18 protein-coding genes are annotated in these 21,057 nt (G+C 71.6%); 9 read left to right on the plus strand and 9 right to left on the minus strand.

Translation table 11 applies throughout. The annotated features are described in order from the left end of the window. Positions 1–182 precede the first annotated feature (182 nt). Positions 183–815: a response regulator gene (locus Mco01_RS21140; protein ID WP_204058633.1), complete on the minus strand. Its 633-nt coding sequence runs from the start codon at positions 813–815 to the stop codon at positions 183–185. 3 nt (positions 816–818) lie between these two features. Continuing rightward, complete coding sequence (locus Mco01_RS21145) at positions 819–5,033, minus strand: HAMP domain-containing protein (protein WP_204058634.1); 4,215 nt, start codon at positions 5,031–5,033, stop codon at positions 819–821. A 141-nt stretch (positions 5,034–5,174) separates the two neighbouring features. Between Mco01_RS21145 and Mco01_RS21150 the strand changes: the two genes are divergently transcribed. Continuing rightward, a complete protein-coding gene (locus Mco01_RS21150) occupies positions 5,175–6,713 on the plus strand; it encodes a PP2C family protein-serine/threonine phosphatase (RefSeq protein WP_239103784.1) in 1,539 nt (512 codons plus the stop codon). A 46-nt stretch (positions 6,714–6,759) separates the two neighbouring features. Here the strand turns inward: Mco01_RS21150 and Mco01_RS21155 are convergent, their stop codons facing one another. Continuing rightward, positions 6,760–8,520: a S9 family peptidase gene (locus tag Mco01_RS21155; RefSeq protein ID WP_204058635.1), complete on the minus strand. Its 1,761-nt coding sequence runs from the start codon at positions 8,518–8,520 to the stop codon at positions 6,760–6,762. A gap of 92 nt (positions 8,521–8,612) precedes the next feature. After that, positions 8,613–9,434, minus strand: coding sequence for a putative RNA methyltransferase (locus Mco01_RS21160; RefSeq protein WP_204058636.1), 822 nt, complete (start codon positions 9,432–9,434; stop codon positions 8,613–8,615). A gap of 112 nt (positions 9,435–9,546) precedes the next feature. Here Mco01_RS21160 and Mco01_RS21165 point away from each other — a divergent pair, with 112 nt between their 5' ends. Beyond that, complete coding sequence (locus Mco01_RS21165) at positions 9,547–9,693, plus strand: hypothetical protein (protein ID WP_204058637.1); 147 nt, start codon at positions 9,547–9,549, stop codon at positions 9,691–9,693. Between the two features lie 75 nt (positions 9,694–9,768). Then, positions 9,769–10,452 (plus strand): MBL fold metallo-hydrolase, encoded by a 684-nt coding sequence (locus Mco01_RS21170; protein WP_239103785.1) that lies wholly within the window; start codon positions 9,769–9,771, stop codon positions 10,450–10,452. A gap of 33 nt (positions 10,453–10,485) precedes the next feature. Here the strand turns inward: Mco01_RS21170 and Mco01_RS21175 are convergent, their stop codons facing one another. Continuing rightward, on the minus strand, positions 10,486–11,448 hold the full coding sequence (locus tag Mco01_RS21175; RefSeq protein ID WP_204058639.1) for a zinc-binding dehydrogenase: 963 nt from the start codon (positions 11,446–11,448) through the stop codon (positions 10,486–10,488). Positions 11,449–11,551: 103 nt separating this feature from the next. Between Mco01_RS21175 and Mco01_RS21180 the strand changes: the two genes are divergently transcribed. Next, positions 11,552–12,127, plus strand: coding sequence for a TetR/AcrR family transcriptional regulator (locus tag Mco01_RS21180; protein ID WP_239103786.1), 576 nt, complete (start codon positions 11,552–11,554; stop codon positions 12,125–12,127). A gap of 57 nt (positions 12,128–12,184) precedes the next feature. On the opposite strand, the gene Mco01_RS21185 is transcribed toward Mco01_RS21180, so the two are convergent. Continuing rightward, positions 12,185–13,246 carry an alkene reductase gene (locus Mco01_RS21185; protein WP_204058640.1) on the minus strand — a complete coding sequence of 354 codons (1,062 nt, stop codon included), beginning with the start codon at positions 13,244–13,246 and terminating at the stop codon, positions 12,185–12,187. Positions 13,247–13,357: 111 nt separating this feature from the next. On the opposite strand from Mco01_RS21185, the gene Mco01_RS21190 reads away from it, so the two are divergent. After that, a complete protein-coding gene (locus tag Mco01_RS21190) occupies positions 13,358–13,705 on the plus strand; it encodes a winged helix-turn-helix transcriptional regulator (RefSeq protein WP_239103787.1) in 348 nt (115 codons plus the stop codon). An 84-nt stretch (positions 13,706–13,789) separates the two neighbouring features. Here Mco01_RS21190 and Mco01_RS21195 read toward each other — a convergent pair whose 3' ends face one another. After that, positions 13,790–16,033 carry an MMPL family transporter gene (locus tag Mco01_RS21195; protein ID WP_204058641.1) on the minus strand — a complete coding sequence of 748 codons (2,244 nt, stop codon included), beginning with the start codon at positions 16,031–16,033 and terminating at the stop codon, positions 13,790–13,792. 197 nt (positions 16,034–16,230) lie between these two features. On the opposite strand from Mco01_RS21195, the gene Mco01_RS21200 reads away from it, so the two are divergent. The 4 genes from Mco01_RS21200 to Mco01_RS21215 all read left to right on the plus strand — a co-directional run bounded on the left by Mco01_RS21200 (position 16,231) and on the right by Mco01_RS21215 (position 19,896). Then, complete coding sequence (locus tag Mco01_RS21200; RefSeq protein ID WP_239103788.1) at positions 16,231–16,698, plus strand: NUDIX domain-containing protein; 468 nt, start codon at positions 16,231–16,233, stop codon at positions 16,696–16,698. A gap of 39 nt (positions 16,699–16,737) precedes the next feature. Then, positions 16,738–17,136 (plus strand): VOC family protein, encoded by a 399-nt coding sequence (locus Mco01_RS21205; RefSeq protein WP_204058642.1) that lies wholly within the window; start codon positions 16,738–16,740, stop codon positions 17,134–17,136. Between the two features lie 35 nt (positions 17,137–17,171). After that, positions 17,172–17,423: a hypothetical protein gene (locus tag Mco01_RS21210; protein WP_157099519.1), complete on the plus strand. Its 252-nt coding sequence runs from the start codon at positions 17,172–17,174 to the stop codon at positions 17,421–17,423. A 115-nt stretch (positions 17,424–17,538) separates the two neighbouring features. Then, positions 17,539–19,896 carry an ATP-binding protein gene (locus Mco01_RS21215; RefSeq protein ID WP_204058643.1) on the plus strand — a complete coding sequence of 786 codons (2,358 nt, stop codon included), beginning with the start codon at positions 17,539–17,541 and terminating at the stop codon, positions 19,894–19,896. 151 nt (positions 19,897–20,047) lie between these two features. On the opposite strand, the gene Mco01_RS21220 is transcribed toward Mco01_RS21215, so the two are convergent. Then, positions 20,048–20,593: an ATP-binding protein gene (locus tag Mco01_RS21220; RefSeq protein WP_204058644.1), complete on the minus strand. Its 546-nt coding sequence runs from the start codon at positions 20,591–20,593 to the stop codon at positions 20,048–20,050. Then, positions 20,590–20,799 carry a DUF5999 family protein gene (locus tag Mco01_RS21225; RefSeq protein WP_204058645.1) on the minus strand — a complete coding sequence of 70 codons (210 nt, stop codon included), beginning with the start codon at positions 20,797–20,799 and terminating at the stop codon, positions 20,590–20,592. Before Mco01_RS21225 ends, Mco01_RS21220 begins: the two co-directional genes overlap by 4 nt. Positions 20,800–21,057 lie beyond the last annotated feature (258 nt).

A 21,057-nucleotide genomic window follows, 5' to 3' on the forward strand; every position in this document is an offset into this window, starting at 1 on the left:
ACGAGCGAGCGGGGAGCGAGGCACGAGCGACCCCGAGCGAGAAAGGAAGCCGGCGCCTGTGGGCGCGCGTTCCGCCGAGCGCAGCGAGGCCATGTAGACGGTACGCGCGCGGCGCTGAGCGCGGCGAGGCCATGTCGACAGTACGCGCGCGGCGCTGAGCTGGGCGGCTTTTGGGGGAGGGGCTACTGGAGGGCGTCGAAGCCGGCGCGGAGGTGGGTGACGCGCTCCGCGAGGTCGGCGACCGCGCCGTTCACGGTGGTGTCGCCTGACTTGTCGGCCAGTTCGCGGACCCGCCGCAGCTCGTCCTCGACGGCGACGACGCGCCGGGACAGCTCGGCCAGCACCGACGTCTGGTCGGCGCCGGCGCCGCCGGGCAGCTCGGTGGACAGGCGCTCGCGCAGCAGCGCGGCCTGCTCGGTGAGCCGCCGGTTCATCGTGTAGAGCTCGACGAACACCGCGACCTTGGCCCGCAGGACCCACGGGTCGAAGGGCTTGGTCAGGTAGTCGACCGCGCCGGCGGCGTACCCGCGGAAGGCGTAGTCGGGCGCGCTGTCCACCACGGTCAGGAAGATGATCGGGATGTTGCGGGTCCGCTCGCGCCGTTTGATGTGCGCGGCCGTCTCGAACCCGTCCATGCCCGGCATGCGGACGTCGAGCAGGATGAGCGCGAAGTCGGTCGACAGGAGTGCCTTCAGGGCCTCCTCACCGGACCTGGCCCGCATGGGGATCACGTCGAGCGAGCTGAGGATCGCCTCGAGCGCGATCAGATTCTCCTCCCGGTCGTCGACCAGCAGGACCCTGGCGCGGTCAGGCATCGATCACGCCTCCTCGTGGATGTCTCGGTGGTCGGCGGGCACGGCGGGCCGGGGCCGGTCGGCGCCGTTGCCCCGGCCGCGCAGGAGCCAGCCGCGCAGGCGCTCCAGCAGCCGGTCGACGTCGACGGGCTTGGGCACGTAGTCGGACGCCCCGGAGGCGATGCTCTTCTCCCGGTCGCCGCGCATGACCTTCGCGGTCAGCGCGATGATCGGCAGGTCGGCGAACTGCGGCATCATGCGGATGGCCGACGTCGTGGCCCAGCCGTCCATCTCGGGCATCATGATGTCCATGAGGACGAGCGCGACGTCCTCGTTGCGTTCGAGCTGCTCGATCCCCTCGCGGCCGTTCTCGGCGTACACGACGGTGGAGCCGTGCCGTTCGAGCACGCTCGTCAGCGCGAACACGTTCCGGATGTCGTCGTCCACGATAAGGATCTTCGCACCTGTCAGGGGGTCGTCGCCCTGCCAGTCGCGGCCGTCCACGATCGGCGCGACCGCCTGCGGCGACGGCAGGTCGGTCGGCAGCGGGATCTCCGGCAGGACGTCGCGGGTGTACAGCTCGGGCACCTCGACCGGCCGGTTGTCGGCCTGCCCGCCCGGCGTGGTGGCGCCGCCGTCGGGTGAGGCGAGCGGCCCGACGTACGCCAGTGGCAGGAAGAGCGTGAACGTGCTGCCGAGGCCCGGCGCGCTGTCCACGTGGATCTCGCCGCCGAGCAGGCGGGCGATCTCCCGGCAGATCGACAGGCCGAGGCCGGTGCCGCCGTACTTGCGGCTGGTGGTGCCGTCGGCCTGGCGGAACTGCTCGAAGATGATCTCAAGTTTGTCCGGCGCGATGCCGATGCCGGTGTCGATCACCTTGAAGGCAAGGATGTCGCTGGCCCCCTTGAGGGTGTCGTCGACGTACGCGATGTCGGCCGGCGCGTGGGTGACCTCCAGCCGGACCTCGCCCTTCGGGGTGAACTTGACCGCGTTGGACAGCAGGTTGCGCAGCACCTGCTGCAGGCGCTGCTCGTCGGTGCTCAGGCTGTTGGGAACGGAGGGGTCGACCTCGACCGTGAACGACAGGCCCTTGTCCTGCGCGAGGGGGGCGAAGGTGGCCTCCATGTAGTCGACCAGCGAGGGCAGCGACAGCTGCTGCGGGTGGATGTCCATCCGGCCCGCCTCGACCTTGGTCAGGTCGAGGATGTCGTTGATGAGCTGGAGCAGCGCCGAGCCGGCGTCGTGGATGGTGCGGGCGAACTCCACCTGCTGGGGAGTGAGGTTGCCCTCGGCGTTCTCCGTGAGCAGCTTGGCCAGCACGAGCAGGCTGTTCAGCGGCGTGCGCAGCTCGTGGGACATGTTCGCGAGGAACTCGGACTTGTAGCGCGAGGACACGGCGAGCTGCTCGGCGCGCTCCTCCAGCGTCCGCCGCGCCTGCTCGATCTGGAAGTTCTGGATCTCGATGGCGCGGTTCTGCTTGGCCAGCAGGGCCGCCTTGTCCTCCAGCTCCGCGTTCGACCTGCGCAGCTCCTCCTGCTGGCGCTGAAGCTCGTCCGACCGCTCCTGCAGCTCAAGGGCGAGCCGCTGCGACTCCTTGAGCAGGTCCTCCGTACGGGAGTTGGCCATGATCGTGTTGATCGTGACGCCGATGGTCTCGACGAGCTGGGTGAGGAACGCCAGGTGGGCCTCGCCGAACTCGGTGAACGTCGCCATCTCCAGGACGCCGAGCACCTTGTTCTCGAAGAGGATCGGCAGGACGACGATCTGCGCCGGCCGCGACCGGCTGAGGCCGGTCTCGATGACGATCGACTCGGGCGGCACGTTCTGCAGGATGGTCTGTTTGGCCTCCAGGGCCGCCTGACCGATGATGCCCTCGCCCATGGCGAAGCTCTGCCGGGGGGACGACCCGGGCTGGATGCCGTACCCGGCGATGAGTTCGAGCCGGTCGTCGGTGACGAGGTAGCAGGCGCCGTGGCTGGCGGTCACGAGCGGGGTGAGCTCGCTCATGATCAGCCGCGAGACCTCCATGAGGTCGCGGTGGCCCTGCATGAGCCGGGAGATCCGCGCGAGGTTGGACTTGAGCCAGTCCTGCTCCTCGTTGGCCTTGGTGGTCTCGCGCAGCGTGGCGACCATCGTGTTGATGGTGTCCTTGAGCTGGGCGAGCTCGCCGGGAGCCGCCACGGTGATCGAGCGGGTGAGGTCGCCCCGGGCGACGGCGCTGGTCACCTCGGCGATCGCGCGCACCTGCGTGGTGAGGTTGCCGGCCAGCTCGTTCACGCTCTCGGTGAGGCGCTTCCAGGTGCCCTCGACGCCCTCGACGCGGGCCTGGCCGCCGAGCTGTCCCTCCGAGCCGACCTCGCGGGCGACGCGGGTCACCTCCGAGGCGAAGGACGACAGCTGGTCGACCATCTTGTTCATCGTGCTCTTGAGCTCGAGGATCTCGCCCTGGGCGTCGACGTCGATCTTGCGGGTCAGGTCGCCGTTGGCGACGGCGGTGGTGACCTGGGCGATGTTGCGCACCTGGTAGGTCAGGTTGTTCGCCATCGAGTTGACGTTGTCGGTGAGGTCCTTCCACACGCCCGACACACCCTGGACGCGGGCCTGGCCGCCCAGCCGTCCCTCGGTGCCGACCTCGCGGGCGACGCGGGTCACCTCGTCGGCGAAGGCGGACAGCTGGTCCACCATCGTGTTCATCGTGTCCTTGAGCTCCAGGATCTCGCCCTGGGCGTCCACGGTGATCTTCCTGGAGAGGTTGCCCTGGGCGACCGCGGTGGACACGGCGGCGATCTGCCGGACCTGGGAGGTCAGATTGTTCGCCATGAAGTTGACGTTGTCGGTGAGGTCCTTCCAGATGCCGGACACCCCGCGGACCTGGGCCTGGCCGCCCAGCCGTCCCTCGGTGCCCACCTCGCGGGCGACGCGGGTCACCTCCGAGGCGAAGGACGACAGCTGGTCGACCATCGTGTTCATGGTGCTCTTGAGCTCGAGGATCTCGCCCTGGGCGTCGACGTCGATCTTGCGGGTCAGGTCGCCGTTGGCGACGGCGGTGGTGACCTGGGCGATGTTGCGCACCTGGTAGGTCAGGTTGTTCGTCATCGAGTTGACGTTGTCGGTGAGGTCCTTCCAGACCCCGGAGACGCCCTTCACCTCGGCGCGCCCGCCGAGGCGGCCCTCGGTGCCGACCTCGCGGGCGACACGCGTCACCTCGGCCGCGAAGGCGGACAGCTGGTCCACCATGGTGTTGAGGGTGTCCTTGAGCTCCAGGATCTCGCCCTGGGCGTCCACGGTGATCTTCTTGGACAGGTTCCCCTGGGCGACCGCGGTGGACACGGCGGCGATCTGGCGGACCTGGGAGGTGAGGTTGTTCGCCATGAAGTTGACGTTGTCGGTGAGGTCCTTCCAGACCCCCGACACCCCGCGGACCTGGGCCTGGCCGCCCAGCTGGCCCTCGGTGCCGACCTCGCGGGCCACCCGGGTGACCTCCTCGGCGAACGCCGAGAGCTGGTCGACCATGGTGTTGACCGTGTTCTTCAGCTCCAGCATCTCGCCGACGGCGTCGACGGTGACCTTGCGGCTGAGGTCGCCGCGGGCCACGGCCGTCGTCACCTCGGCGATGTCGCGCACCTGCGCCGACACCCGGCCCGACATGGTGTTCACGGCCTCGGTGAGGTCGCGCCAGCTGCCCGACATCCCGCGCAGGTTGGCCCGTCCGCCGAGACGGCCCTCGGTGCCGACCTCGCGGGCCACCCGGGTGACCTCCGCCGCGAAGGCGGACAGCTGCTCGACCATGCCGTTCACGGCCTTGCCCAGGCGGCGCACCTCGCCGCGGGCGCCGCGGTCGAGGTCGATCCTGCGGGACAGGTCGCCCTTCGCGACCGCGTCGATGACGTCCGCGGCGCCGGTGACGGGCGACACCAGCGCGTCGATGAGGTCGTTGACGGAGCCGACGCTCTCGGCCCAGGCGCCGACGCCGGGGCCCGGGCTGAGCCGCTCGTCGAAGCGGCCCTCCTTGACGATCTCGCGGCGCACCCGGCCCAGCTCGTTGGCCAGGTGCTCGCGGCGGTCGGCCACCTCGTTGAGAAGGAGGCGGATCTCACTGAGGATGCCGGGCGGGGCGTGGGAGACCCGACGCCGGAAGTCGCCGTCACGCCACGTGATGAGCGTTTCCAGGAAGGGAACCAAGTCGGACTCGGTGTACACCCGTTCCGTCCCGGCCAGCTCGACGTTGGCGGGCGACATGTAGCCTCCTTTACCCCATCGGGGGTTACGCGACCAAGGCGAACGGCACTTCAGCCGCGGACTCCATGCCAGTCTGTCACGTTCCGTGGGGTGAGGGGTGCCTTGATTGACCCTGTGTCAGTCGGAAGTGTGGTAAGCACAATGACAGTGGCAACTACCCCTCGCGCCGTGCTGGCGGCGTCTTTCACGCCGGGCGAGACGGCCGTACCCGAAGCGAGGCGGTTCACGCGTGAAGTGATGACCGCGTGGGCCGCCATGTCCGTATGCGACGAGGCGGAACGGCTGACGGCCGACCTGGTCGGGCGGGTGTCCGGTGAGCCGTTCGAGGTGGTCTGGATCCACAACGGCGAGTCCGTCCAGGTGGAGATCCGGGAGAAGGCCGACGACGCCGCGGGCGACCGGCCGGGGGAGGCCGCGGGCTGGGGGGTGACGTTCACCACGTCGCTGCGCACCCGCTGGGCCAGGATCGACCTGCCGGGCCGCGAGCCGGTGCAGAGCGACGAGTGGCTGATCGAGGCGGCCAACGGTCCCGGCTGGCTCGGGTTCCTCGCCGACGCCAGCGACCTGCTGGCCGGCACCCTCGACCCGGAGATGGTTCCGGCGATCATCGCGCAGATCGTGGTGCCGCGGCTGGCGAGCTGGTGCGCCGTCTACACCGCCCAGAACGACTACGGCCCGGTGCGCCCGGCGTACCTCTGGCACGCGGACGAGACGCAGATCGACGGGCTGCGCGAGGAGCTCGACGAGGTCCAGATCCCCTCCGAGGACGGCATCGCGGTGCTGCACATCGGCGAGTGGCAGTCGCTGGCGTTCCCGCTGACCGCCCGGGGACGGCGGCTCGGCCTCATGTGCCTCGGCCGCCGCGACCGCTTCCCTGACGAGGCCATCCAGATCGCCGAGGACGTCGGCAGGCGGGCCGCGTTCGCGCTCGACAACGCCCGCCTGTACGCCCAGCAGGCGGCGGCCAACCGGGCCCTGCAGCGCAGCCTGCTCCCGCCGGACGAGCCGACGACCCCCGGCCTCGACTTCCACGTGATCTACGAGCCCGCCGGGGAGACCAACGAGGTCGGCGGCGACTTCTACGACCTGTTCCCGGTGGGCGAGGGGGTCTGGCGCTTCGCCATCGGCGACGTCTGCGGCACCGGGCCGGAGGCGGCCGCGGTCACCGGCCTCGCCCGGCACGCGCTGCGGCTGCTCGGACGGGAGGGGTACGGCGTCGCCGCCGTCATGTCCCGGCTCAACCAGGCCATCCTGGAGGAGGGCGAGCGCGCCCGCTTCCTGACCCTGCTGCACGGCGAGATCCGCCGGGTCGACGACGGGCTCGACATCCGCCTGGTGTCGGCCGGCCACCCCGAGGCGCTGCGGCTGCGGCCCAGCGGCGTGGTGGACGGCGTCGCCACGCCACAGTCGCTGCTCGGCGTGTTCCCGGAGGTGCACTTCGAGGAGGACGACGTCCACCTCGGCCCCGGCGACGTGCTGCTGGGTGTGACCGACGGCGTGACCGAGCGGCGGTCGGGCTCCCGGCTGCTCGACGACGACGGCGGCCTGGCCAAACTGCTGGCCGAGTGCGTCGACCTGTCGGCGCGGGCGGTGGCCGAGCGGATCCGGCGGGCCGTCCAGGACTTCGCGATCGAGCCCAGCGCCGACGACCTCGCGATCCTCGTCCTGCGCGCCCCCTGACGGCGCCGCGACCCGCTTCAGGTCCTATGTCAGGGCCCGGGCGGCGTCAGGTTCGGGCGGCCAGGGCCCGGACGGCGAAGTCGATCGAGGCCGACATCTGCCGGATGCGCTCCTCGACCACGAGGGTCCCGTGGCCGGCGTCGTACCGGTACACCGACGCCTCGTGGCCGTGGTCGGCCAGGGCCTCCAGGTAGCGCTCGATCTGCCGGATGGGGCAGCGGGGGTCGTTCTCGCCCGCGAGGATCAGCAGCGGCGACTGCACCATGTCCGCGTAGGTGATCGGCGACGACGCGGCGTACCGCTCGGGCGCCTCGGACGGCGTGCCGCCCAGCAGCGCCCGGTGCGTGGCCCGCAGCCCCTCGGCCTCGTCCTCGTACGCCGCCGCGTGGTCGGCGATCGGGACGGCCGCGATCCCGGCGGCCCACGTCTTCGGCTGCGTGCCGAGCGCGAGCAGGGTCAGGTAGCCGCCCCACGACGACCCGCTCAGCACGAGCCGGGCGGGGTCGGCGATCCCCCGCTCCACGGCCCACTCCCGTACGGCGGACACGTCGGCCAGTTCGACGTGCCCCACCTCTCCCCGGAGGGCGTCCCGCCAGGCCGAGCCGTACCCGGTGGAGCCGCGGTAGTTGACCCGGATGACCGCGAAGCCGCAGTCGACCCAGGCCGCCACGTGCGGCTGGAAGGAGTCGTCGTCCTGCCCGGCCGGGCCGCCGTGCAGCAGGAACACGGTCGGGTACGGCGAGGCCACCCGCTCCGGACGGGAGACGAGCGCGTGCACCCGGCCGCCGGGGCCCTCCACGTCGACGTCCTCCAGCGGCACGGACGGCGGCGGCGTCCGGCCGGGGCTGAGGACGACGTGCCCGCTGCTCGACCGGATCACGGGCGGGTGGGCGGCGCTCGACCAGGAGTACTCCACGGTGCCGTCGGGCCGGGGCGTGGCGGCGTCGATCACGCCGTGGGGGCTCTCGATCGGCGTGAGGCCGCCGCCCGGGAGGTCGTACCTGAGCAGGTCGGTGCGGCCGCGGTGGTTGTGGACGATGAGCAGGGCCCGGCCGTCCCCGTACCAGTCGGCGTCGATCTCCCCGGGCACCGGCAGCCAGATCTCGCGCTGCTCTCCGGTCACCGGGTCCCACACCAGCGGCTCGCGACGGCCCCGGCGCTCGTGCAGGACGAGCAGCCGCCGATCGCCGGGGACGGGGGCGAACCGGGCGCCGGCCACGCCCTTGCCCGGCCCGTCGTACAGGTCGCCGACCGTGTCGCCGTTGGTGCGCAGGACCCGGAGGGCGGGGTGCAGGGCGTCGCCGTGCTCGCTGTGCACGACGGCGACGAGCGACCCGTCGAGGGAGAGGTCGGCGACCGCGGCGTACTCGTCGTGCCGGTAGATCGTCACCGGCTCCGCGTCGGGGCGGGCCAGCAGGATCTCGAAGCCGGCGCGGGACGAGCGGCCGACGGCGGCCGTGCCGTTGTTGGCCAGGCCGAGCCCGCACGGGTGGCCGGGCGGCATCGGCGCCGGCACGTCCTCCCCGCCCTGGAAGGGCTGGCGCATCCACACGCCCATCTCGTCGCCGTCGGTGTCGGCGAACCACCAGATCCAGCGGCCGGTCGGGTCGATCGCGCCGCGCGAGGTGCCCTCGGGACGGTCGGTCACCTGACGGGTCTGCCCCGTGGAGCGGTCCCAGGCGTAGATCTCCCAGGCCCCGGAGGCGTTGCCGCGGTAGACGGCGCGCTGCGGCGCCAGCCGCGCCCACGCAGGCAGGGTGACCCGGGGAGCGCGGAACCTGGCCTGCCAGCGTTCCTCGGCCTTCATGCGCCCTCCCCTGGTCCCGTCGGGGTCGCCGTTAAGTATGTCCCGTTAGTAGGGGCATTGGCCGACAATTAGGGGATTTTCCTGGCGGCGCGTCACCTGTGTGCCCGCCACGTGCCGATACGGAAGGACGCGGTCACCCGTACCGGATCGGGCAGTTCGGCGATCAGGACGGCGACCTCGCCGGGCCGGGTGTGCCAGGCGCTCGGTCCCATGCCGACGACCGCCTCCACGGCCTTGTGGTCGAGGTCGAGGGCGATCTCCACGTCCTCCCGCCCGGCGGGCGCGAAGTCCTCGCCCAGGGTGTCCTCCAGCCGGCGCTCCTTGTCCTCGTCCACCCGCAGCAGCCCGAGCCGTTCCACGATCGGGCTCAGGTGGCCGGGCGCGGGCGTGACGACGACGAGCAGGCCGTCCGGGCGTAGGATCCGGGCGAACTCGGGCGCGTTGCGCGGCGCGAAGACGTTGAGGAGCACGTCGGCCGCGCCATCCCTGACGGGCAGGGCCCGCCACACGTCGGCGACCACCGCCCCCACCCGGGGATGGGATCTGGCCGCCCGCTTCAGCGCGTGCTTGGACACGTCGAGGGCGATGCCCACGGCCCCCTCGCCGAGGGCCCCCGCCAGGTAGTGGCCCGTCCCGGCTCCGGCGTCCGCCACGACCCCCGCCCCCGCGCACAGCTCCCTCAGCCGTACGGCGAGGGGGCGGTAGTGCCCGGCCTCCAGGAACGCGGCGCGGGAGGCGACCATCGCAGGCGTGTCGGCCGTGCCCGGGGCCGCCGACCCCGTGAGCATGTTGACGTAGCCCTGCCGTGCGACGTCGAAGGCGTGCCCGCGAGCGCAGCGGGCCGATCCGGCGTCGAGGCGGAGCCCCGCCCCGCAGACCGGGCAGATCAGGTGGTCGATGACGTCGCCGAGCATCCGTCCATCATCTCCCGGCCGCCCGGGGCGGACGGCAAGCGGACTGCAGGAGGACGGCAAGCGGCCGGGCGTCTCATGGACACAGAAGGAAGTTCCGAAGGGGGAGATCGAGATGACCCGCACCCACCGCCACTGCCCGCGCTGCCGCACCGAGCTGGACGAGGGCCCCATCCTCTACCGCTGCGCCCGCTGCGAGCGCGCCGTCTACGCCGCCGATCTCGACCTCGACTACGTGCCCGCCGGTTCCGCCGTTCACTAATGTGGGGCGATGCCGCATGAGCCGAGAGTCGTCGCGGGTGTCGAGATAGTCCCCCTCTGTGATGCCGTGGGCCCAATGGGGGCGCACATCCGCAGGCCGCTGCCGGAGTTGTTCCCCGGCGCCTCGTTCGAGGAGGGCGCCGAGTGGGTCCTCCACTTCCACTGCTACCTGCTGCGGGCCGCCGGCCGTACGGTCCTGGTGGACACCGGTATCGGCGGCGCGGACTCGCCGGCCGCGAGCTGGGCGCCCGTCCCCGGACGCCTGCTCGGTGAGCTGGCCGCCGCCGGCCACGACCCGGCGGACGTCGACGCGGTCGTGCTGACCCACCTCCACAGCGACCACGCGAGCGGCTGCGTCGCGGACGGCGCGCCGGTCTTCCCCGCCGCCCGGTATGTCGTCCAGCGGGCCGAGCTCGACTGGGTGCGGGGTCCGATGCGCGAGCAGGTCGTGGTTCCCCTGGAGGATCGGCTCCAGATCGTGGACGGCGACGCCGGCCTGTTCCCGGGCGTGCGGCTCCTGCACACCCCCGGTCACACCCCGGGCCACCAGTGCGTCGAGGTCGGCGATGTGGTGATGAGCGGCGACGTCGTCCTCCACCCCGTCCAGCTCGCCGATCCCACGGTCCGCTACCTGTACGACGAGGACCCCGAGGAGGCCGTCCGCACCCGGACCGCCCTCGTCTCCCGGGCCCGCGTCCTCGCCCCCGGCCACTTCCCCACCCCCTTCGTGGACGGCCCGGCCGGCTCGGCCGCAGGATGATCCGAGGGCTGCCGGCTGCGTGAGCGGCGAGGGCTACGGGGTCAGCACGATCCTGCCGAACACCTCGCCGGCGGCCATCTTCCGGTGCGCCAGCACGGCCTGCTCCAAGGGCAGCAGCTCGTGCACCACCGCGCGCAGCTCGCCGCGACCCGCGGCGGCGAACTGCTCGGTCCTCACGGCACGCCGATCGTGCACGGCCACGGTGGCGGCGCTGAAGGTGGCGAACGACAGGGACCTCTGGAACGCCGCCATCATCGCCGCGCCGAAGTCCGCCGGCGGCTGTCCTCCCACCGCGCCGACGGCCACCATGCGGCCGTTCGGGTGGAGCTTGGCGAAGAAGGAGGGCATGTCCGCACCCGCGACGACGTCGACGACGACGTCGTAGCCCGAGGGAGCGTCGTCGCCTCCCTCGCCCGAGCGGTCCAGCACGTGGGTCGCGCCGAGCTCGCGCAGCCGGTCGCCGCGTTCCGCGGACGACGTCGTGACCGCGACCGCGCCGGCGCCACGGCGAGCCGCGAGCTGCACCGTCATGATCCCGATGCTGCCGGCCGCGCCGCGCACCAGCACCGACTCGCCGGGAGCGAAGTGGGCATGGGAGAGGCCGAAGTGGGCCACCACGCCGGAGCTCCCGAGCGTCACCGCGTCGGCGGCGGACAGGTTGTCGGGGAGGGGGAGGACCTCCTCGACAGGGGCGATCGCCAGTTCGGCGTAGCCGCCGCCCACGCCGGTGAACGCCCAGACACGCCGGCCGATCCATGACGTGTCGACGTCGCCGCCGACGGCCGTCACGGTGCCCGCCACCTCGCCGCCGGGGATGTGACCTTCCTGGAAACCGTAGGCAGCCAGGGCGCCGCTTCGGATCAGGGCGTCGACTCCGCCGACGCCGATCGCCTCGGGGGCGATCAGCACCTGTCCTTCGGCGGGGACCGGGGCGGGGACGTCGATGACCGCCAGACCTTCTGGACCTCCGAACGCGCGGATCGCGACTGCCTTCACTGTCGTCTCCATGGTGTGGATCGATCGGGACCTGCCCGGCCACCGCGCGCCGGACTGTCGGACCGTAACGGACGCCCCCGTCCGGTTGAGTAAAATGAGAGCGGTGGCCGAACCTTTGCCTCACACCCTGCGCTCCGACGCCCTGGACAACCGTGAGCGCATCCTCGACGCGGCCCGCGCGCTGTTCTCCTCCGAAGGTCTGGACGTGCCGATGCGGAAGATCGCCCGGCGCGCCGAGGTCGGCCCGGCCACCCTGTACCGCCGTTTCCCGACGAAACAGTCGCTGGTCACCGAAGCCTTCATTGGCGAGATGCGCGCCTGCCGTGCCATCGTCGACGAGGGGCGTGCCGATCCGGATCCATGGCGAGGCTTCTGCCTGGTGATCGAGAAGATCTGTGAGCTGCACGCGCGCAACCGCGGCTTCACCGACGCCTTCATGTCGGCTTTCCCGGACGTGATGGATTTCGCCGCGGACCGCGAGTACACACTGGATTCGGTGGCCGAGCTGGCTCGCCGTGCCAAGGACGCCGGCCACCTGCGCCCCGACTTCGTGCTGGACGACCTGATCCTTGTGCTCATGGCCAACAGGGGCATCCACGCCACATCGATGACCGCTCAGGTCACGGCCTCCCGGCGGTTCGCCGCACTCGTGATCCGGGCGTTCCAGGCCTCCCGGTAGCGCTCGCCGCCGCCGCTGGACGGGCGCGTCACCGAAGAGGACAGCCGCGTCCGCCGCTCACGCCAGGGCGGGGTAGTCGGTGTAGCCGCGGTGGTCGCCGCCGTAGAAGGTGGCGGGGTCGGGAGTGTTGAACGGGCCGCCGGCGGCCAGCCGGGCCGGCAGGTCGGGGTTCGCGAGGAACAACGCGCCGAAGGACACCAGGTCGGCGGTGCCGTCCTCGATCAGGTTCAGGTGCTCAGGGCCGGTCGTGGCGCTCGGGGTGGACGGGTTCAGCATCAGCGCGCCGCGCCACCGCCGGCGCAGGCGCAGCGTCAGATCCCGGTACGGGCCCTCGAAGATGTGCAGGTAGGCGAGGCCGAGCGGGTTGAGCCCGGTCACCAGGGCCTCGTACGTGTCGTGGGCGTCGTCTTCGACCATGTCGTTGTTGGGCACTCCGGGCGAGATCCGCAGCCCGACCCGGTGCGCGCCGATCTCGTCGGCGACGGCCCGGGCGACGGCCAGCGGGAACCGGATCCTGGCCTCCAGGTCGCCGCCCCAGTGGTCGGTGCGCCGGTTGGTGCCGGTGGCCAGGAACTGGTGGAGGAGGTAGCCGTTCGCGCCGTGCAGCTCGACCCCGTCGAAACCCGCGTCCATCGCCAGTCGCGCCGACCGCGCGAAGTCGGCGACGGTGGCGCGGATGCCGTCCTCGTCCAGCGCGATCGGGTCGGCGCTGGCCCGCATGCCGTCCCCGGTGAAGATCTTGACGTCCGCGGGGAGCGCGGAAGGGGCGACGTGCCGCACGCCGTCGGGCAGGAAGCCGGCGTGCCCGATCCGGCCGGTGTGCATGAGCTGCACGAAGATCCTGCCGCCCCTGGCGTGCACGGCCTCGGTGACCCCGCGCCAGCCGGCGACCTGCCCTTCGTGGTGGAGACCGGGGGTGTTCAGGTAGCCCTGACCCGCGACGGAGGGCTGGGTGCCCTCGGTGACGATCAACCCCGCGCCGGCCCGCTGCGCGTAGTACTCCGCCATGAGCGGCGTCGGAATCTGGTCGACCGCGCGGCTGCGGGTCATGGGCGACATGACGATGCGGTTGGGCAACCTGAGTCCGGCCAGGTCGAACGGGTCGAATGCGGTGGTCATCTGCGCTCCTCGAACGGTCTCGACTATCAAGTCGAAGGCAACTATCGAAAGGAAAGGCTAGGCAGCTGACCTATCGTTGCGCAAGTCACTATCTAGAAGTAAGCTGCTGTCGTGGCTGGCTACGAACCGGACTTCTGTCCCCGGTATCACCACTCGATCGAGCTGATCGGCAAGCGGTGGACCGGCGTCATCCTGCGCGAGCTGCTCCGCGGCGCGAACCGCTTCTCGCAGTTGTCGCACGCCATCCCCGACATCACGGACAAGCTGCTGGCCGAACGGCTCAAGGAACTGGAAGCCGAAGGCCTGGTGGAGCGGCGGATCTACCCGGAGACCCCGGTACGGATCGAGTACGTGCTGACGGAACAGGGCCGCGACCTCGAGGGCGTCGTCCGGGAGGTGTCGCGGTGGGCCGAGTTCTGGCTGCCCCCGGTCGCGACCGGCTCGAAGGCCGACGAATAGGCCGACGAATAGGCCGCCGGACAGGCGGCATGCGTACGGCTCCGCGCACCCCCGTGACGCGGAGCCGTACGAGCGAATGAGGGATCAGCCGACGAGGGCCGGGACGCGCTCCTCGGGCACCTCCTCGTTGTCGTCCCCGTGGGACAGGACGGGCAGCCAGCCGAGCCAGCGGGGCAGGTACCAGTTCCAGTCGCCGAGCAGCTTCATCGTCGCCGGCAGCAGCACGGCCCTGACGATCGTGGCGTCGATGAGGATGGCGGCGGCCAGGCCGACGCCCATCTCCATGAAGGTCAGCAGCGATAGAGTGGCGAACGTGGCGAAGACCGCGACCATGATGAGCGCCGCGCTCGTCACCACGGCGGCCGTGCTGGTGATCCCGTACGACACCGCGTCCTCGGTCCGCATGCCCCGGTCGTACGCCTCCCTGATCCGGCTGAGGATGAACACGTGGTAGTCCATCGACAGGCCGAACAGGATCACGAACAGGAACAGCGGCACCCAGTTGGTGATCGTCCCGGTCGAGTGGAAGCCCAGCAGGCTCTCGCCGTACCCCTTCTGGAAGACCAGCACCAGCACGCCGTAGGCGGCCGCGACGGACAGCAGGTTGAGCAGGATGGCCTTGACCGCGACGACCAGTGAGCGGAACGAGACGAGCAGCAGCACGAACGCGAGCAGCAGCACGAACCCGAACACCAGCGGCAGGCGCCCCCCGAGCTGGTCGTTGAAGTCCATCGAGCCGGCCGTGTTGCCGGTGACGTGGGCGCCCGGCAGCGTGGCGGGGATGACCTGCTCGCGCAGCGTGCGCACGGCGTGCTCGGACGCGGCGTCGGTGCCGTTGCCCTTGATGCCGATGCTGATCCTGGCCACGGTCTTGTCGGGGTTGACCTGGACGTCGAACGGCTCGTTCGCCTCGCCGGTCGCCATCGCGCGGCGTTTGAAGTCCTCGATCTTGGCCGTGACGGCCGGGGTGGTGACGTCGGCGGCCTTGATCACGACCACCGCGGGCTCGTTGCCGCCGGGGAAGGCGTGGTCGATGCGCTTGAACGTCTGGGCGATGGCGTAGTCGCCCTGCAGGTCGTCGATCGTCTGGCCGCCGGTGCTCAGGCCGGTGGCCGGGATCGCCAGGCCGACGAGCAGGCCGCCCGCGAGCAGCACCGACACCACCGGGTGGCGCAGGACCGGCCGCATCACGGCGCTCCACATCCGGCTCTGGCCGCCGCGCACACCCAGGATCCGGCGCCAGCCGACGCGGCCGCGGGTGGCGACGCGGACCGTGCCCTGGATCAGGCGGGCGTCGAGCTTGCCGCCGATCAGCGACAGCAGCGCGGGCAGCACGGTCAGCGAGCCGACCATGGCCGTCAGCACGACGAGGATGGTGCCCTCGGCGAACCCCATGAAGATGCCGTTGCCGGTGAGGAACATGCCGGCCATCGCCACGATGACCGTGATGCCGGAGATGAGCACCGCCCTGCCGGAGGTGGCGGCCGCGATCTCGATGGCCCGCCGCTTGTCGCGGCCCTTCGCCCGCTCCTCCCGCTCGCGCATGATGTAGAAGAGCGAGTAGTCGACCCCCACCGCGAGGCCGATGAGCAGCATCACGTTGCCGGTCGCCGAGTCCACGTGGAGGAGGTGGCTGGTCAGCGCGAGCAGGCCGGTGGCCGAGAAGATGGCCGTCATCGCCAGGGCGACCGGGACCACCGCCGCCAGCAGCGCCCCGAACGCCGCGAGCAGGATGCCGAGGGTGATCGGGAGCGACAACTGCTCGGCGCGGACGAAGTCCTTGTCGATCGCCTCGCCGATCAGCTTCTGCGAGCTCGCCGCGCCCGCCTGTTCGACGCGCAGGTCCGGATGGGCCCGCTGCACCCCGGCCACGGCGTCGAGCACCGGTTGCACCCGGTCCTCCGCCGTCGCGCCGTCACCCTTCATGTCGAACTGCACGAGCGTCGTGCGCCGGTCGGCCGTCACGGGCGACGGCCGCGCGTCGTACGGCGTGCGCACGTGCTCCACCTGCCCGGTGGCCTCGATCGCGCTCTTCACGTCCGTCACGGCCCGGCGGAACGCCGGATCCCCGACGGTCGCCGTGCCCGTCCGGGTCTGCACCAAGACGACCTCGCCGGCGACGTTCTTGTAGCCCGCCTCGTCGATGATCTGCTGCGCCTGGCGGGAGTCCCCGTTGGCGCTCTCGTAGTCCTTCATCTCGGCGGTGCCCACGGCGTTCCCAGCGAAGGTCGCCGCGGCCACGAAAGCGATCCAGATGAGCAGGGCCCACCACCGGTGGCGAGCGCTCCAGCCGCCGACAGAGGCGGCGAGGTTCTTGCGGCGTCCCATGAAAGTCTCCCTTTACGACTGCCTCAACCGTAGGAATCGATCAGGGCCGGGACATCGGGCGAGCAGACCAATTCGGAGGTAGTGCCAGGGGCGTACGGCTCTCGTCCTCGAGGTCTAGGGGACATCCCCCACTCGTCTCTGCGGGAGACCCCTATTACCCTCGTGACCATGCGTTCGTCCCGTACGGCGGCCCTGTCGTGATCCCCCCCGACGTCTTCTACGCCGGCCTGCACAAGGTGGCGGCGGCCGCGGGAGGGTTCATCACCGACCCGTCCGGCCGGGTGCTGCTGGTCAAGCCCAACTACCGCGACCACTGGGGCTGGCCGGGCGGACACGTCGACGAGGGCGAGTCGCCCGAGGCGGCCTGTGGCCGGGAGGTGCTGGAGGAGCTGGGGCTCACCGCGGAGGTCGGGCGGCTGCTCGTCCTCCAATGGGTGCCGCCGCTGGACGACCGGCCCGTCCCCCTGGTCCATTTCCTGTTCGACTGCGGCACGATCGTGGACGGCACCAGCGTGGTGCTCCAGGCCGAGGAACTGGACGGGTACGGCTTCTTCACGATCGAGGAGGCGGCCGACCTCCTGCCGCCGTACCTGCTGGCGCGGCTCTCGGCGGCCCGGGACGCCCGGGAGGCGGACGCCACGGTCTATCTCGGCTCCGCCTGGTAGAGCCGGAATGCGCCCCCGGGCGGGGATGTTGACGCGGGCATGACCGATCATCCCGTCACCGAGCTCCGCCTGGTCGTGACCGCCGACGACTACGAGGAGGCCCTGCGGTTCTACCGCGACGTCCTGGGCCTGTCCGAGCGCGCCGCCTTCTCCGGACCCGACGGGAGGGTGACGATCCTCGACGCCGGGCGGGCGACGTTGGAGATCGCTGACCCCGCCCACGCCGCGTTCGTCGACCGCGTCGAGGTGGGCAGGCGGGTCGCGGGACACGTCCGGGTGGCGTTCGAGGTGCCCGACAGCGCCGAGGCGACCCGGCGGCTGGCCGGCGCGGGCGCCGAGGTGATCGCCGAGCCCACCCGCACGCCCTGGAACTCGCTGAACGCCCGCCTGGAGGGTCCGGCCGGGCTTCAGCTCACGCTCTTCTCCGATCTCGAATAGTTCGCCTCCGTCGTGGAATGGGGGAAGGGACGACTGTGACGGAACAGGACGGTGTGGAGATGGACGAGTCCGAGCTCAGAGACGAGCTCAACGAGGTGGACGGCCAGATCGCGCGGCTGCGCCAGGAGGCGGCGCAGATGCGGGAGGAGATCGGCCAGAGCTGGGACGCCCCCACGGACCTGGCCGAACGGTCCACCCTGCTCACGAACGTGGAGCAGCAGGAGGCGCTGATCGACGACCTGGAGGTCAGGCGCCGCCAGATCTTGGACCGCCTCGGGTCGGCCTGAGGAGGCCGATGAAGGTAAAACCCCATTCGGACCGACAAAACGGACAAATGTACCCTGGTAGCCGGGGTTGCGCCGGGGGTGGCGTAGCGGGGACACGGGGGCGGCGTGAGGTGTCATGACCGCACTGGCGGCGAATGTGTTCGGGCGGGGGCCGAGCGGACTGCCCGCGGAGGTGACCAGCTTCGTCGGGCGCCGTCATGAGCTGGCCGAGGTCAAACGGCTGCTGACGGGCTCGCACGTGGTCACCCTCACGGGCGTGGGCGGGGTCGGCAAGTCCCGCCTCGCCCTGCGGGTGGCCATGGACGTCCGGCGCGCGTTCCCCGGCGGGGTGTGGCTGGTCGAGCTCGCCGAGCTGGAGAACCCCGAACTGCTCACCCAGGCCGTCGCCGAGGCCCTCGACCTCGAGGACTACTCGCCCCGGCCGCGCACCGAGGTGCTGCTGGAGCGCCTGGCGGGCCGCAGCGCGCTGATCGTACTGGACAACTGCGAGCACCTGCTCACGCCCTGCGCCGTCCTGGTCGACACGCTCGTCCGCGCCCTGCCCGACCTGCGGGTCCTCGCCACGAGCAGGCAGCCGCTCGGGATCGCGAGCGAGCAGACGGTGGACGTCGCGCCACTGCCGTTCCCCGCGGCCGACGACGACCCGATACCGACGGACGCCCTGAGCGACTGCGACGCCGTACGGCTGTTCGCGGAGCGGGCCACGGCGGTCCTGCCGGACTTCGCGCTGACCGACGCCAACCGCGAAGCAGTGACGGCGATCTGCCGCCGGCTGGACGGGCTGCCGCTGGCCATCGAACTGGCCGCCGTACGGCTGCGGGCGCTGTCGGTCGACCAGGTGCTCGAACGGCTCGACGACAGGTTCCGCCTGCTGACGGCCGGGTCGCGGGCCGCCCTGCCCCGCCAGCGCACGCTCCGGGCGCTCATCGGCTGGAGCTACGACCTGTGCACCGAGCAGGAGCGGCTGATGTGGCAGCGGGCCTCGGTGTTCAGCGGAGGCCTGGACCTGGAGGCCGCCGAGGACGTCTGCTCGGGCGACGGCATCGCCCGCCACGACGTGCTCGACCTGGTCACCGGGCTGGTGGAGAAGTCGGTCCTGGTGCGTGAGGAGCAGCAGGGGACCGTGCGCTACCGGTTGCTCGACACGATCCGCCACTACGGCAGGGAACGGCTCGCGGCCTCGGGGCAGGAGGCCGCCCTCCAGCGGCGGCACCGCGACCACTTCCGCCGGATCGCGGCCGCGGCCCACGCCGATCGGTTCGGCCCGGAGCAGGCCGCCTGCCTGAGCCGCCTCCAGCGCGAGAACGCCAACCTCCGGATGGCGCTGGAATGGTCGTACGGCGAGCCGGACGAGGTGGAGACAGGCCTCGACATGGCCTGCGACCTGCTCTATCACTGGATCACCGGCCGGCACATCAGCGAGGGGCGGCGCTGGATCGACCGCGGCCTCGCCGTCCACGTCGACCCGAGCCCGACCCGGGCCCGCGCCCTCTGGTCCGACGCGTGGCTGGCGATCCTCCAGGACGACCCGGGCCCGGCCGGCTACGTGCTGGAGGAGGGGCGGCACCTGGCCGAGCGGCTGGGGCTGGAGCGGGATCTCGCGTACGTCAACCTGTTCTCCGCGCAGCTCGCCATGCGGCAGGGCGACCCGGAGACGGCGATCAAGCTGTACGAGGAGGCGGCGGCGGCCCACCGCGCCCACGCCGACCCGGTGGGCCTGGTCCTCACGCTGGTCCGGCTGTCCATGGCGCGGTCCTTCCGCGGCGACGCCGAGGCGGCGGTGGGCCTGGCGGAGGAGGCGCTCGCCGTGTGCGAGTCCCATCAGGAGGACTGGCACCGGGCGTACGCGCTGATGACCCTCGGCATCGAGCTGCGCCGCCAGGGCGACCTCCGCCGGGCTGCGGAGCTGGAGAAGGACAGCCTGCGGATCAACCGTTCGGTCAACGACCTCTTCGGGACCGGCGTGAACCTGGAGGTCCTGGCCTGGATCGCGGCCGACGAGCGGCGGTTCCAGCGGGCCGCCCGGCTGCTCGGCGTCCTGGACACCGTCTGGCGGGCGGTCGGCTCGGCGCTGTGCGGCTTCGGGCACCTCGTCCGCTACCACGACGAGTGCCAGGCCCGGACCGCCGAGGTCCTCGGGGAGCCGGCCTTCCGCACGGCGGTCAAGCGGGGGACCCGGCTCCCCTACGACGAGGCGATCCAGTACGCCCTGCAGGAGGAGCCGCCGGAGGCCGAGGCGGAGGGGCCCGCTCCGGCGAAGGGGGGACGGCTGCCGCCGCTCACCCGCCGGGAGACGGAGATCGCCGAGCTCGTGGCGCGCGGGCTGAGCAACAAGGACATCGCGAGCGCTCTGGTGATCTCGCAGCGGACGGCCGAGGGGCACATCGAGCACATCCTCGACAAGCTGGGCTTCAAGTCCCGGACACAGATCGCCACCTGGCTGGGCGAGCGCACCCGCCGCGACGCCTCCTGACGAGGCCGGTGCGGCGGTCGGCCGCCGGGAGCCGACGGCTGGCCGCCGGGTGCGTGCGGGGGCCGGGCTGTCGGAGGGCCGCCGCGGTGCGAGGGCCGGGTGCTGACGTGCGGTGGGCCGCTGGGTGTGCGGGCCCGGGGCGGCGGTCGCGTCAGGCGGCGTGGACCTGACGGCCGGGGAGTTCGAACCACACGACCTTGCCCTCGGACGTGCGCGTGCCTCCCCAGCAGCGGGCGAGCTGGTCGAGCAGCCACAGCCCCCGGCCGCCCTCCTCGTCCTCGCGCGCCTCGCGGAGGCGGGGCATGCCGGTCGCGCCGTCGGCGACCTCGACGCGCAGCACGTCCTCGGTCACGGACAGGGTCAGCTGGACCGGGCCCTTGCCGTGCTGCAAAGAGTTGGTGACCAGCTCGCTGACGAGCAGCTCGGCCACGTCGGCCTGCTCCGCGAGGCCCCAGTCGTCCAGCCGCGCGCGGGTGAGGTGGCGGGCGGTGGCGGCCGCGCTGCCGCTGACGGGCAGCTTCCAGGTCGCCGTGCGGGCGTGCGGGTCCTCGGCCAAGTTCACCACGATCTCCCCGAGCCTGCGCCTGGCCGTTCGCCACCGCTCACGCACACCGGCGTACGGGTCGCGGGGCGTGCCCTCGGAGACCTGGGAGGGCCACCGCAGGGCCGTGCCGAGAGGAAAGGTGAGGGCGCTCATGCGGCACACCCCAGGTGCTCCCGGCGCGGATAGTCGTAGTGGGCGGGGACGCTCCGCCCGTCGGGCAGCAGCTCGCCGTTGTCCTCGAACAGCACGATGCCGTTGCAGAGAAGGCCCCATCCCTGCTCGGGGTGGAACGCGACCAGGCAGGCCGCCTCACGATCGGGGGCGTCTGCCGGCGGGCACGGAGGCTGGTGCTGGCACATATTGGTTCCCCTTGGTGCTTGTCCGGATGTTGTGGGCCTTTCTTGGCGATGGTTTCAGCATGCCCGACAACCTCTGGGTGGAAGACGGGGAAAACCCCCGTATGAGTACCCATTCCGCCCTACGTAGGTAGTGCGTAGACCAGGACTGCCGCGTGGAGGTAGATCCTTTGGATCGATTGAGGACAGATTGCCCGTCAATATGGGCTTGATTCACTATTTGACATGAAGTTCACCGTGTGGTCGGCTGCTTCCTTCGAC

Source organism: Microbispora corallina, assembly GCF_016863035.1.
In the GTDB taxonomy this organism is placed as follows: Bacteria; Actinomycetota; Actinomycetes; order Streptosporangiales; family Streptosporangiaceae; genus Microbispora; species Microbispora corallina.